Origin of the sequence: Paenibacillus terrigena DSM 21567, assembly GCF_000374845.1 — a bacterium.
GTDB lineage: Bacteria > Bacillota > Bacilli > Paenibacillales > Paenibacillaceae > Paenibacillus_K > Paenibacillus_K terrigena.
In genome coordinates this window covers 22212-35221 of the sequence record NZ_KB895424.1, presented here as the reverse complement: position 1 = coordinate 35221, position 13010 = coordinate 22212, and the positions used below count along the sequence as shown (strand labels likewise).

Sequence of the window (13010 nt, the reverse complement as noted above, 5' to 3'; positions counted from 1 at the left end):
CCACAACATTGTTAACTTACTTCTTGTTCTTCTGCATCCATCAATCGAATGATTTCAAGCGCTGCACCTTCATCAATAATGAGCACATTCTCTCGCCCGAATTTCAAGACGGAATGAATCGCTGCTCCTTTGCTAGCACCGCCAGCAATGGCAATCACGAGTTCCATTTCTTGAATCTCTTCGAGTCGAAGTCCTAAGGACACCATCTTGTGAACCACATTGCCTTGTCGGTCAAAATAGTACCCGTAAGCTTCCGCTAGAGCACCCTCCTGCCTTAGGGCATCCACCATCTGTTGATCGACCCGTCTTCGTTTGGCCATCACAAAGGCGTCTCCAATCCCATGAACGACAATGCGAGCTTTCCGAATGAACTCCACAATCTCTAGAATATTCGGTTCTTGCATCAAGGACTGATATGCCTCTTCGCTGAGAAGATCCGGGACATGCAGTAATCGATATTGCGCACCTACACGTTTTGCCATCTTCGATGCGATGGTGTTGGCTTGATAATCAAGACTCTCGCCTAAACCACCACGAGCTGGCACGAACCAATTGGATTTCATCGGCGTCGTTGAAGTCATCTGTTCTGCCATCTGAGCCAGTGTGGAACCGCCAGTGAGAGCAACGACATCATCTTTACCCATCACTTTACGAAGCACTTTACATGCTGCAAGACCAAGGTCTCGCTTCGTAAGCGGCGAACGATCCGAATCACCCGGTACAATCAGCACTTGCTGAAGACCGAAAGACTTGCGAATTCGCTCCTCCATATTTGTTAGACCGAACAGTTCTTTCACAATGGATTCTAAGTCCTCTAGCAGCTTCTCTCCGGCTGAACTTAGGCGCATCCCTGCACTCTCAATTTCAATGAGTCCTTGTGTCTTTAATAAATCTGTCTCTGCACGCAGTACCCGCTCGGTCATCTCTAAGGAAGTCGCCAGCGTCCTGCGCCCGACTAACTCAGACAGCTTGATTTGATGAAGGATTTCATATCTCTTTTTTAGTATTTCCATGAGATCAGGCAGAAGTTGCTTTTCTATCTCTAATATTTTCCGCATTTCTTTCCACTCCTGCAACTTAGTTGGCCCGAAAACGTCCCACGGAAACCTTTTTAGTCCCACCCCTAGTTTAACCCTTTCGAGTGCAGTTTGCAAGTGTACCGCATGTAGAATTCACATGTTTACAGAAACTTATACATCATGGAATATCCCTTTTTAACTCGGTAGCTTATCTTCGGGTGTATTTCGGTAGAAGCTTTCTCATGATATTCAGATTAGGACTTGCAATTCTATGATTTATAGCATATAATTCTCCTTGCTATCCTTTTTGCGCCCGTGGTCCAATGGATATGACGTAGGCCTCCGGAGCCTGAGATCTAGGTTCGATTCCTAGCGGGCGCGCCATACATACACACAGAATCAGCTTCGGCTGATTTTTTTTGTATCACCAGTTTGACTATCTTTGACTTTTGTTCTGATTTGGAGTATGATTTGGTGGAAAGCTAGTCGATGTGAGTAGAGGAGGATTTTCTGTGAGTTACATTCCTATGGTCGTGGAACAGACGAACCGCGGCGAACGTTCATATGACATTTATTCAAGGCTGTTGAAAGATCGTATTATTTTCTTAGGCTCACCCGTTAATGACGTGGTAGCTAATTCGATCATTGCGCAAATGCTATTCCTTGCAGCAGAAGATCCAGAGAAGGACATCTCGCTGTATATCAATAGCCCGGGCGGATCGATTACGGCAGGTATGGCGATTTACGATACAATGCAATTCATTAAACCGGATGTATCGACGATTTGCGTCGGTATGGCAGCTTCCATGGGTGCCTTCTTGCTTACAGCAGGGGTGAAGGGCAAACGCTTCGCACTGCCGAACAGTGAAGTCATGATCCATCAACCATTAGGTGGAGCAGAAGGTCAAGCCAGCGATATTGAAATTCGCGCGAAACGCATTATCAAGATGCGTGATCATCTGAACAAAATTCTTGCGGATCGCAGTGGTCAGCCGCTAGATCGTATCGAGAAGGATACCGACCGCGACTACTTCATGAGCGCTTATGAAGCTGCGGAATACGGATTAGTCGACAAGGTTCTTGAGAAGCTGTAAGTTAACCGCAAGACGACAAACCCCCATGCATCCAATGCATGGGGGTTTTATTGTATGAGCTACCACACGAAAACTTCTAGAAAGGCAGCTTGCCTTCAAAGCTCGGTGATACGGAACGGAATGGAATATAGAATTCAGGGAATCCCGCTGCGTAAGGCGTATATTCATACACCCCGAAATAAACCACAACACCCTCGTCTTTCACATAGAAAGTTGTATCTTCGTTAATGCTCTGGAATTTGGCATCGTACATCAACATCGGTGCAATCTCTTTTTTGATCTTTTCATTGATGACTTGCTTGTAATCCGGAACAAGCTTGAACAGATCATTCAGCGTATAGACGACGCCAGTATCAATATTGATGGTATAAGACCATTGCTCTGGCATGCCATGCGCGCCGCCTGTATATTCATTACTCGAGAATAAGAGGCTGATCACTTGGTTCGAATTATATTTGATATCATAATTCGACGTGTATTCATATTTGAACCCAAGTTCTTCGTAGGCCCCCTTCGAGCTCTCTTTGGCCGTGTCGACATACTTCTTCGCTTCCGAAGCGAACAATGTGTTGATTTTCTCTTGAACCTCCGCATTTGTGAGCCCGCTTACCTGCGGATATTGTACATTAACAATCGCATCTTTGGTATTCTCATTGATTTTCTTCGATGACCAGATGATGTCGTTTTCTTGGATCGTCTTCAAATGAACGGACTTCGTCTTTGGATCCCACGTCGAATGGTAGCCGAAGTTATCCGTCAGAAGACTCAATGCCACATAGTTACTGCCATTCAAGAGGACGCGTCCGTAAGCATCCCATAATTCGTGACCATTCACAATCGAATTGACGGCATACTGGTTAACTTGAATAACAACATCTTTACCCTTTGCTTTTACATGCATGACTTTCTTCTTCGCATCATAAGCCGTATCGAGTTTCAGATCTTTCGCAAGGATGTTAAGCGGAATATATGTACTACCGTCCTGTACAATCCCTTTGCTGAGCAGCGGAACTCCATCCAGCGTAATCTGAATATTTGGCGTCGCCACGGATTGCCAAGGCGCTGTAGCCGCCGATGCATGTGAAGTTGGAATTAAAAATACGAGGCATAGAGCAACAAGCGTAATCGTTCGCAATACGTTTTTCATGGGTGAACGCCTCCTCTTTGATCGTTAACGCCTTATTCGCGTCCGCTCTTGATTTCAGTCCAGTAGCGGTCGTAGACTTGCAATGTTTTACCTACATCCATCAACCATTCGGTACGTGCAAACTCATCATTACTTAGGTTAATCATCTTATTCGCTTGATACTCAGGGCTATGGAACGGTTTTGCTTTTTCATTGGGATCACTGTATCCGATGGACTCATAGTTCTTCGCACTAACTTCTGGATCCAGCATGAAGTTAATGAATTTCTCCGCTAAATCTTTGTTCTTCGCACCTTTAGGAATCGCATAGTTATCGGAGAAAATTGTACTGCCTTCTTTCGGAATCACATAAGCAATATCCGGGTTCTGAGCAGCAATATAAGCAGCATCGCCGGACCATACGGTTCCGATCCAACCTTCTTCCGCAATCAGCTTCTGTTTAATATTATCGGTGTCAAACGCCAATACACTCGGAAGCAGTTGTTTAATATCATCTACAGACTTTTTAATCTCATTCTCGTTCGTCGAGCTATTCGAGAATCCGTTCTTCTTCAGGCCCATGCCAATCACTTCACGCATATCATCAAGCAACAGGACCTTATCTTTAAATTCTGGTTTCCATAGGTCGGACCAGCTTGTAATCTCGCCTTTCACATACTTCTTGTTGTATGCGATTCCCGTGACACCGGATGTATAGACGATGGAGTATTTATTATCTTTGTCGTAAGGAAGGTTCTTGAAATGGCTCGATATATTGTTCCAATTCGGAATATTATCTTTATTGAGCGGCTCGAGCAGATCCTGCTGGATCATCGTCGCAACCATATAATCCGATGGCTGAATCACATCATACTTCGATCCGCCAGCCTTCAATTTGGCGAGCAAATCTTCATTATTCGCAAACACTGCATAATTGACCGTTACGTCATATTTCTTCTCGAAATCTTTAATGACATCCGGATCGAAATTATCAGCCCAGCTATATAAGTTGAGTGTCTCCTTCTGAGAACATCCTGCTGTCACGACGAGTGTCGCGATCATTGCGCCAGCGAGGACTGTGCTCGCGAACCATTTCATTTTTTTCAATCGTATTACCCCTTTCTGCTTTAAAGAATCATAATATTAAAAAGGAAGCGTCGAAGCCTTCTTGCCCCGATTCCCTTTATTCTGCAACCATTGCGCAATTAAAATCAATCCAACACTAACAATAATCATAATCGTACATAATGCGTTAATTTCCGGGGAAATTCCGCGTTTGACAAGCCCATAGATATAGATCGGCAATGTCGTCGAGTCCGGCCCCGCCACGAAGAAGCTAATCATGAAGTCATCGATCGACAACGTAAATGCCATAATCGCACCAGCCAATACCCCTGGCCAGATCGCAGGTAATGTAATGTAACGAAACGTCTGCCATGGTGAGGCACCCAAATCTTGCGCGGCCTCTTCTAATTGTTTGCCCATTCCTGAAATTCTCGATGCAACGATCACATACACATATGAGATGCTGAACGTGACGTGAGCAATAATAATCGTCCATTTGCCCAGCGGGAAATGGAATTGACTGAAGAGCAAGAGCAGCGATAAACCCATAATAATATCCGGTACAACGATGGGGAGATAGAGCATGCCGAGCACCGTCTTACTCTTACGAACTGCATTACGAAGGGCTAGAGCCGCTACCGTACCGAGTACCGTCGCAATTACCGTCGAAGTAAAAGCGATCGTCAAGCTGTTCATTAATGCATCCATCACGTTACGGTTCTGAAATAACGAGCCATACCATTTGAACGTAAAGCCTTCCCACGTACTGTTAATCCGCGAATTATTGAACGAGAAGATAAGGATCATGAGCACAGGCAAGTAGATAAACGCCATCACCAGGTAAGCGTGAATCGATAGTAATGGATTGGTCTTCTGCTTCATGCTCGTCCCTCCTTCGATCGTTCATGGCGTGAGCGGAGTGCCATATTGAATAAGTAGATCAACACCAGCGATGTGATCGCGAATATAACCGATAACGCCGCGCCGAACGGCCAATCCCTCGCCCCGAGGAACTGGGTCTGAATAATATTACTCAGCATCGTCGATTTGGAACCACCGAGAATATCCGTCACCACATACATTCCTGCCGTGGATACGAATACGAGCACCGATCCGGTCATCATGCCGGATTTGGTCTGAGGTAATGTAATATGCCAGAATGCGCGCCAACGCGAAGCACCCAGATCACTCGCCGCTTCGAGCAGCTTGCGATCCATTTGTTCAAGCGATACATAAATCGGCAGCACCATGTACGGAATGAATGTATAGACCATCCCCAGCAGCACAGCGCCTTTTGTATACAACATCTTCAAGGGTTCATCAATGATTCCGATATCCATTAAGAACGAATTGACAACACCCTGAGAACGCAGCAATAGGACCCAAGCATAGGTCCGGATTAGGAAATTTATCCAAAATGGCACCGTAATGAACAGAAGCCATATTTTTTGCCTTGTCGGTCCTGCATTTGCAATGTAATACGCAAGCGGATAGCTGATCAAGACGCAGATCAATGTCGTAAGAACAGATAACGCGATGGTATCCCAGTAGATCCCCAAATAGAGGGAGTCGAAAAACCGTGCATAATTATCCAAACTGAATTGGATCACTAGATTCCCAAATTCATCGCGTCCGAGAAAAGAAATGACGACCACAATCGCCATCGGCAAAATCAGAAACAAACTTAGCCAGAGGACTACCGGGGAGATCAACCATTTCGTTTTTTTCATAACCCGATATTCACCTCATCCGCATCAAACCAATCCACACCGATATGCTGGCCAATTTGCCATTCATCCTCGTCTGTGAAATCGAGACAGATCGATACGGTCGTCTGTTCATCATTCAGATGAACCATCAATTTGTGTACGTTACCTAAGTATACAATATCTTGAATAATACCTTTGCGCTTCGCCTTCTGTTCCCTGTCCCGAACTGCCTTGAGCTTCTCAGGACGAATCGCGAACATCCGCTCCGCTTCATGGAACACATTGTTCTCACCAATAAAGGTCGCTGCGAACAACGTCTGCGGTCGATTGTAAATTTCCTTCGGCGTGCCAATCTGCTCAATTTTCCCGTTATTCATAATGACAATGCGGTCACTCATCATCATCGCTTCTTCTTGATCATGCGTTACATAGACGAATGTGATGCCGAGGCTGCGCTGTAATTGCTTCAGCTCGGCTTGCAGGTTCTTACGCAGCTGTAGATCCAATGCGCCAAGCGGCTCATCCAACAGAAGAACGCGAGGTTTGTTCGCAATCGCACGCGCAATCGCAACCCGCTGTTGTTGACCACCAGATAATTGATGCGGATAACGCTTCGCAAGAGGCGTCAGCTGTGTTAATCGGATTGCTTCACCAATTCGTTCCTTCTGTTCGGCAGCATCAATCTTCTTCATTTTGAGACCAAATTGGATATTCTGCTCCACCGTCATATGCGGGAACAGAGCATAGTGCTGAAATACAAGGTTCAAATCCCGCTTGTTGGCCGGCAGTTCTGTAACATCCTTACCATCGAGAAAAATTTCACCTACTGTAGGTTGCTCAAACCCAGCAATCATCCGTAAAATCGTCGTCTTTCCGCAACCGCTCGGCCCGAGCAATGTCAAAAATTCGCCTTCGCGAATGGTGAGGGATAGAGGGTGTACGACGGTCTGACCGGCAAAATGCTTTTCTATATTCATGAGTTGTATCATCGGCATCAACCCCTTACTCTTATATTTCAAAATAACCCCACAAAGTGATGTTATTGCTTCGAAGCGTCCCGGGTACTTTGCGGGGACCCCGAATACTCTAAACTTTCAAGAAAAAGAAAGCCATATCCATTGGTATGGCTTTCATCGACATTTCCTCGTTTACAAAGCATCTTCACTATACCGTGTTTTGTCCGATGATACAACTATTTTCTCGTTAATTCGCTAATAAATACATGAAACTTTCTTATTTTATTTCATAGACGACAGTCACGTTGGATTTAATGGAAACTTGACCCGTTTGGATCGAAGTATCTGCTGCGGCCGACTCCGTTTTTGCTGTTGCATAGACTTGGTTCGAGAAGATCGGATAGACATCTGCACTTGATTCCGACACCGTGATCACCGAGACAATCTGCTGCTTCGCTGCAGAGGCAATGGCTCTCGCTTTCACTTCGGCATTCTTCATTGCTTTCTCTAACACTTGTGTCTCATACATTTCTGGATGTTCCGTATCAAAACGAACACCTTGCACCTGATTCACGCCTGCTTCCGAAGCAGCATCGATCAGATTGCCGATGGTATCCAAGTCGCGATACGTTACTTGCACCATATGCGTCGCGGAGTAACCTGATAATTTCGGCCCTGACTTCTCATTATAGGTGTACTCTGGATTCACATAGAAACTAACCGTCTGCACATCCTCTGCTTTGACCTTGAAATTCGTAAGCGCTTGTTTTAATTTGGCGAACTTCGCTGCATTAGCTTTCTGCGCTTCCTTCGCTGTTGTCGCTTTGGTCTCGATTCCGAGCGTCACGTACGCAACATCCGGCGTTACTGTAATTTCTCCTTTACCCGTTACATTGATCGTGTGAACGACACTTTGACTCTGAGCCACTGGCGCTTCGGCCGCATAAGTCTTCGATGTTGGAGCAGCCCATGCAAATGTGACGAGCAGTGCGGTTGCTGCGAGTAATCCTAATCTTTTTGATCTATTGATTCTTTTTACATCCTGTTTCATGTGAAAAGCCTCCCTTTTATTATTCTTCACTTGGTTCTACCTACATAGACGCTCTGATTTACCAAATGTTACATTGAAAAATAAATTATTCAGGCAAGCTTAATCAATTTTTTCGAGGCCCTCATACAACAAAAAGCCCCTGATCCCAGGGGCCTTTGTATGTACATCATTCATTATTGATTTTCAAGTTCTTCCTTACTAACCAATTGAACCAATGCAGAAATAGCTTGCTCAGCGTCCGAACCTTCCGCACTTATATATATTTCAGTTCCCGAGCTGATCGCCAAGCTCATTATTCCCATGATACTTTTCGCATTAACTTTCTTCTCGTCTTTCTCCACGAAAATCTCTGACGAATATTTATTCGCTTCTTGAACGAACAACGCTGCCGGTCTAGCATGGAGACCCGTTTTTAACCGCACAACTACCGGGTGCTTTGTCATGGAAAAATTACCCCCTATTACTTATTCGATCTGGCGATTATCCAAATAAATTATTAGTCTTTTACAACATTATACCATTATAACATGAACAGCACTAGGAAAAAAAGTTTTACCCATTCCTAATTTTTTCCGCCAATTCGTCGATCTTACGCAGTCTGTGGTTGACCCCAGACTTGCTCACCGACCCCTTGAGCAGTTCGCCGACTTCTTTCAAGTTAACATCCGGATGAGCCAGACGCACCTCTGCCACTTCCCGAAGTTTGTCCGGTAGACTCTCCAGACCCACTTCCTTCTGCAGCAATTTGATGTTATCAATCTGACGCACCGCGGCTCCGATGGTTTTGTTCAAATTCGCCGTCTCACAGTTCACGATCCGATTCACCGAGTTACGCATATCGCGCATAATTCGCACGTCCTCGAACTTGAAGAGTGCTTGATGCGCGCCAATCATGCTGAGCAAATCGATAATCTTCTCGCCTTCTTTGATGTAGAAAATAAACCCTTTCTTCCGCTCGATACAACGAGCATTCAGCCCATATTCGTTCGCAAGGTCGACTAGCGCCTGACAATGCTCCTCGTACATCGAAGCAATCTCAAGGTGATATGATGAACCCTCGGGATTGTTCACTGAACCTCCAGCCATGAAGGCACCGCGTAAGTAAGCCCGCTTACAACAGTTATTTGCAATAATCTCCTGATCAATACCGTCCGTAAAATTGAAACCTTCTGAAACGATATGCAAATCTTTCAATATTTCCTGCACCTGCGTTGGAATTCGCACGATATAGACATTATTTTTCTTCAATCGCATTTTTTTCCGAACGAGCAGCTCCGTGTGTACGTCATAGTACTTCTTAATTAACGAATATATACGTCTCGCGATCGCTGCATTCTCTGTCGAGATATCCAGAATAACCTTGCGATTCGTCAACTGCACGGAACCATTCATTCGGAGTAGAGCTGATAACTCCGCTCGCTCGCAGCACGTATCCGCCTCAACTTGGGTTAATTCTTTTTTGGTCTGTGCCGCAAAAGACAAGCGACTCACCTCTTTCGTAACATCCAATTTTTGACGAGTTGATAGATATGATGACTAAGTTTATCCGCATCATGGCGCAGATACGTTCGGAATAGAACAAGACGGTCCGCGATGACTTTATAGCCTCGATTCGTCACAGCCTCTAAATCTAAATGTACAGCCTTTGCACCTTTTTCTGCGTATTTGTCTTGAACCTGCGGCGGAATCTCGCCGTCGTTCACGATTACATAATCAAAGATATGATGCCCGATGTGGTCATACACCGCATCCAAGTGATCGCTCACTGTATAGTTATCCGTCTCGCCCGGCTGCGTCATGACGTTGCAGACAAAGATTTTGACCGCACACGAATCGACAACCGCTTGAGCCAGTTCAGGTACCAATAGATTCGGAATGATACTCGTATAGAGACTTCCGGGGCCGATCAGAATTGCATCCGCTTGACGCAGCGCCTCTACAGCTTCTGCGAGCGGCTTAACATTCGAAGGCTCCAAGAAGACGCGCTTGATTCGTTTGCCTGCCGTCGGGATGGTCGATTCACCTGTTACAACCGTACCGTCTTCCATCTCTGCATGCAGAATAACTGCCTGGTTCGCAGCAGGAAGCACACGTCCCCGCACAGCCAGAACTCGGCTTAGCTCACGAATCCCAGTAACGAAATCCCCAGAGATATCTGTCATGGCTGCTAATATCAAATTGCCCAAACTATGCCCGGCTAAACCTGCCCCCGAACTGAATCGGTATTGCAGCATCTCCGACAAGAGCGGTTCAACATCCGCAAGTGCACCAAGCACGTTGCGAATATCGCCCGGAGGCGGCATATGCAGCTCATTCCGTAGAATCCCTGAACTGCCGCCGTCATCCGCAACCGTCACGATGGCCGTAATATCCAAAGGCTTTTCCTTCAGCCCGCGCAGCATGACAGACAATCCGGTTCCTCCGCCCATGACGACAATCCGTGGACGCTGTACTGCTTCAAACTCTAGGCTCATCTCATCACCTCGTACATATTGTCTTGCCTTTAGTTAATGACGGTCCTTCTCTGCATCTCGGTGGGCTACACGAACCATTTCAGTCTCACTGGCCCCAATGATACGACCCAAATATTCTGCAATGGCAACCGAACGATGTTTCCCTCCGGTACACCCGATCCCGATCACAACCTGGCTTTTTCCTTCTTTGCGATATTGAGGAATGAGGAATTGCAGCATATCGACCAACTTCGTCAAGAACATCTGCGTCTCTGGCCATTTCATCACGTAATCATAGACTTCCGGATCCTGCCCAGTATGCGGACGCAAGGCGTCTACATAATGCGGGTTCGGAAGGAAGCGTACATCATAGATTAAATCCGCATCAATCGGTATTCCATATTTGAATCCAAATGACGTAATATGCACGGATAAGGTATTACCCTCTAGATTATTAAAACGAGATACGATCCGTTCCTTGAGCGTCGCCGGCTTCATATTGCTCGTATCGATGACTTGGGAAGCCCATCCCTTCAAGTCTTCGAGCAGCTTCCGCTCCAACTGAATCCCTTCAAGCGGCATGCCTGTCGGCGCCAGCGGATGCCGTCTCCGACTCTCCTTATAACGCTGAACAAGTACGCCGTCCGTTGCGTCTAGGAAGACGATCTCGCAATTCAGCGTATAGTGGTCTTTAATATAATTTAATGACTCGGATAATGCCGTGAAGAATTCGCGGCCACGAAGGTCAATTACAAGTGCTACTTTGCCGATTTTGCCGTTCGATTGTTCGATGAGTTCTGCGAACTTCGGAATAAGAACCGGAGGCAGATTATCCACGCAGAAAAACCCAAGATCCTCCAAACTCTGAACAGCAATCGTCTTCCCGGCTCCAGACATGCCTGTAATAATTACCAGTTTTGCTTTTGCCATCGATGAAGTGTCCATCACGGCCCTTCCCCCTTGTATTTAGAACTTCCTCTTAAGAACGACTACACAATCCTGCTGCCCCGATCACTCCCGCATCATTGCCGAGTGTTGCTGGCACAATCACAATACCCTTTTGTAATGAATCCGGTGTCAGCTTGTAGAACACTTCACGAATCTCATCGAATAGAATATCGCCTGCTTTGGACACGCCGCCGCCAATAATGAACCGCTCCGGATTCAGGACGACTGCCACTGCTGCCATTGCTTTGCCCAGATAGAATGCTGCACGATTAACGATACGTGTCGCGACTTCATCCCCTGCCTTGGCTGCATCGAACACATCTTTCGCCATCATATGCTCGAGCGTGGATAGCGATGTGCGATCGCCGCGTTCAACAGCATCTTTCGCCATACGGATAATGCCTGTCGCCGAAGATACGGTCTCTAAGCATCCCATTTTGCCGCATCCACACTGGATTGCTTCCAAATCAGGAATAACCGCCATATGTCCGAGCTCGCCAGCTACGCCAGCAAATCCTTGATAGATGCTGCCGCTAATAATAATACCGCCGCCTACACCTGTTCCAAGCGTGTAACATACACAATTGTCGATCCCTGCACCCGCGCCGCTCCATGCTTCACCAAGCGCCGCCACATTCGCATCATTATCCACTCGAACCGGTTTAGCCAGTCGATCAGAGAGAATCTGACGGATTGGTACATCACGAAATGGTAGGTTAGGAGAATGTAGAATAATTCCCTCTTTCAAATTCATGAAGCCTGCGAGACCTGCGCCTACGCCGCCCACTTGATCCCACGAAAAAGGGGACTGCTCGACAACTAGATGAACATATTTCACGATGTTATCAATGATCGTCTCTGCTCCCTTTTCCGTCTCTGTAGGGCCCTCATACATATGCAGCAGTTGTCCCTGTTCATTGCAGACTCCAACTTTGATTGCTGTTCCGCCCAGGTCCACACCAACATAGATTGTTTCAGACATGTTAAATCCACCTTTATCTAAGTTAATTGTGTTTCAGTACCCACTATAAGCTATGCCTGTATTATCGGTCAAGATAATAGGACACTCCCTCATGAGGTATAGACCTCTAGGGTATACAAGTGAAAAAGCTGCTTCTCGTGAGTATTCTCAACGAAAACCAGCTTTTCGCAGTCATTCATCTTAGCGTTATTCTACAGTAATTTTACCAACCATTTGCCCATGACCGCCGCCGCACATAATCGAACAGTTAAAATCAAACGTACCCACTTTATCGGCTACGAATTCTTTGGTGCCGGATTCATCCATATTAATGTCAAAATCCTTGATCATCAGACCATGGACGCCTTCTTCCGAATTGAATGTAAGCTTGATCGTATCGCCTTTTTTCACTTTGATCTCTGCTGGCGAGAACTCAAAATTCTTCGCAGTGATCGTTACTTCTTCCGTTACGCCCGTTGGTGCAACAGCCGGTTCACTTGATTTGCTGTCCCCTCCACAGGCCGATAGAACAAACATAAGACATAAGGCTAGACCTAGTACGAATAATGATTTTTTCATCATTATACCTCCGCTTTAAATAATAAGGATGGATCGATGGACTGCATTTT

Annotated in this window: 14 protein-coding genes and 1 tRNA gene; 2 read left to right on the top strand and 13 right to left on the bottom strand. The window is 46.0% G+C overall.

The window, feature by feature from the left end; genetic code table 11:
- Positions 1 to 11 precede the first annotated feature (11 nt).
- A complete protein-coding gene (locus tag C558_RS0125315; protein ID WP_018759094.1) occupies positions 12 to 1058 on the bottom strand; it encodes a sugar-binding transcriptional regulator in 1047 nt (348 codons plus the stop codon).
- 270 nt (positions 1059 to 1328) lie between these two features.
- Here C558_RS0125315 and C558_RS0125310 point away from each other — a divergent pair.
- Positions 1329 to 1403 (top strand) — tRNA-Arg (locus C558_RS0125310).
- A gap of 128 nt (positions 1404 to 1531) precedes the next feature.
- Positions 1532 to 2113: an ATP-dependent Clp endopeptidase proteolytic subunit ClpP gene (gene clpP / locus C558_RS0125305; protein ID WP_018759093.1), complete on the top strand. Its 582-nt coding sequence runs from the start codon at positions 1532 to 1534 to the stop codon at positions 2111 to 2113.
- A 76-nt stretch (positions 2114 to 2189) separates the two neighbouring features.
- Here the strand turns inward: clpP and C558_RS0125300 are convergent, their stop codons facing one another.
- The 12 genes from C558_RS0125300 to C558_RS0125245 all read right to left on the bottom strand — a co-directional run bounded on the left by C558_RS0125300 (position 2190) and on the right by C558_RS0125245 (position 12963).
- On the bottom strand, positions 2190 to 3260 hold the full coding sequence (locus C558_RS0125300) for a PdaC/SigV domain-containing protein (RefSeq protein WP_018759092.1): 1071 nt from the start codon (positions 3258 to 3260) through the stop codon (positions 2190 to 2192).
- Between the two features lie 32 nt (positions 3261 to 3292).
- Positions 3293 to 4345, bottom strand: a complete 1053-nt coding sequence (locus C558_RS0125295; RefSeq protein ID WP_018759091.1) for an ABC transporter substrate-binding protein — start codon at positions 4343 to 4345, stop codon at positions 3293 to 3295.
- 36 nt (positions 4346 to 4381) lie between these two features.
- Positions 4382 to 5185, bottom strand: a complete 804-nt coding sequence (locus C558_RS0125290; RefSeq protein WP_018759090.1) for an ABC transporter permease — start codon at positions 5183 to 5185, stop codon at positions 4382 to 4384.
- Positions 5182 to 6033 (bottom strand): ABC transporter permease, encoded by an 852-nt coding sequence (locus C558_RS0125285; RefSeq protein ID WP_018759089.1) that lies wholly within the window; start codon positions 6031 to 6033, stop codon positions 5182 to 5184. Before C558_RS0125285 ends, C558_RS0125290 begins: the two co-directional genes overlap by 4 nt.
- Positions 6030 to 7007 carry an ABC transporter ATP-binding protein gene (locus C558_RS0125280; protein ID WP_018759088.1) on the bottom strand — a complete coding sequence of 326 codons (978 nt, stop codon included), beginning with the start codon at positions 7005 to 7007 and terminating at the stop codon, positions 6030 to 6032. Before C558_RS0125280 ends, C558_RS0125285 begins: the two co-directional genes overlap by 4 nt.
- 238 nt (positions 7008 to 7245) lie before the next feature.
- The gene (locus C558_RS0125275; RefSeq protein WP_018759087.1) at positions 7246 to 8019 is read right to left on the bottom strand and encodes an SIMPL domain-containing protein; all 774 of its coding nucleotides are present in this window, start codon (positions 8017 to 8019) and stop codon (positions 7246 to 7248) included.
- A 173-nt stretch (positions 8020 to 8192) separates the two neighbouring features.
- Positions 8193 to 8462 (bottom strand): HPr family phosphocarrier protein, encoded by a 270-nt coding sequence (locus C558_RS0125270; protein WP_018759086.1) that lies wholly within the window; start codon positions 8460 to 8462, stop codon positions 8193 to 8195.
- Between the two features lie 109 nt (positions 8463 to 8571).
- The gene (gene whiA / locus C558_RS0125265) at positions 8572 to 9501 is read right to left on the bottom strand and encodes a DNA-binding protein WhiA (protein ID WP_018759085.1); all 930 of its coding nucleotides are present in this window, start codon (positions 9499 to 9501) and stop codon (positions 8572 to 8574) included.
- A 5-nt stretch (positions 9502 to 9506) separates the two neighbouring features.
- Complete coding sequence (locus C558_RS0125260; RefSeq protein WP_018759084.1) at positions 9507 to 10493, bottom strand: gluconeogenesis factor YvcK family protein; 987 nt, start codon at positions 10491 to 10493, stop codon at positions 9507 to 9509.
- A gap of 33 nt (positions 10494 to 10526) precedes the next feature.
- A complete protein-coding gene (gene rapZ, locus C558_RS0125255) occupies positions 10527 to 11417 on the bottom strand; it encodes an RNase adapter RapZ (RefSeq protein ID WP_018759083.1) in 891 nt (296 codons plus the stop codon).
- Between the two features lie 34 nt (positions 11418 to 11451).
- Positions 11452 to 12402, bottom strand: a complete 951-nt coding sequence (locus C558_RS0125250; protein WP_018759082.1) for an ROK family glucokinase — start codon at positions 12400 to 12402, stop codon at positions 11452 to 11454.
- Between the two features lie 186 nt (positions 12403 to 12588).
- Positions 12589 to 12963 (bottom strand): cupredoxin domain-containing protein, encoded by a 375-nt coding sequence (locus C558_RS0125245; protein ID WP_245583873.1) that lies wholly within the window; start codon positions 12961 to 12963, stop codon positions 12589 to 12591.
- Between the last annotated feature and the right edge of the window lie 47 nt (positions 12964 to 13010).

Coding starts and splice junctions, on each gene's coding strand:
- C558_RS0125260 (WP_018759084.1), bottom strand. CDS start 10,493: ATGAGCCTAGAGTTTGAAGCAGTACAGCGTCCACGGATTGTCGTCATG.
- C558_RS0125275 (WP_018759087.1), bottom strand. CDS start 8,019: ATGAAACAGGATGTAAAAAGAATCAATAGATCAAAAAGATTAGGATTA.
- C558_RS0125280 (WP_018759088.1), bottom strand. CDS start 7,007: ATGCCGATGATACAACTCATGAATATAGAAAAGCATTTTGCCGGTCAG.
- C558_RS0125290 (WP_018759090.1), bottom strand. CDS start 5,185: ATGAAGCAGAAGACCAATCCATTACTATCGATTCACGCTTACCTGGTG.
- C558_RS0125250 (WP_018759082.1), bottom strand. CDS start 12,402: ATGTCTGAAACAATCTATGTTGGTGTGGACCTGGGCGGAACAGCAATC.
- C558_RS0125315 (WP_018759094.1), bottom strand. CDS start 1,058: ATGCGGAAAATATTAGAGATAGAAAAGCAACTTCTGCCTGATCTCATG.
- C558_RS0125300 (WP_018759092.1), bottom strand. CDS start 3,260: ATGAAAAACGTATTGCGAACGATTACGCTTGTTGCTCTATGCCTCGTA.
- rapZ (WP_018759083.1), bottom strand. CDS start 11,417: ATGGACACTTCATCGATGGCAAAAGCAAAACTGGTAATTATTACAGGC.
- C558_RS0125245 (WP_245583873.1), bottom strand. CDS start 12,963: ATGATGAAAAAATCATTATTCGTACTAGGTCTAGCCTTATGTCTTATG.
- C558_RS0125270 (WP_018759086.1), bottom strand. CDS start 8,462: ATGACAAAGCACCCGGTAGTTGTGCGGTTAAAAACGGGTCTCCATGCT.
- C558_RS0125285 (WP_018759089.1), bottom strand. CDS start 6,033: ATGAAAAAAACGAAATGGTTGATCTCCCCGGTAGTCCTCTGGCTAAGT.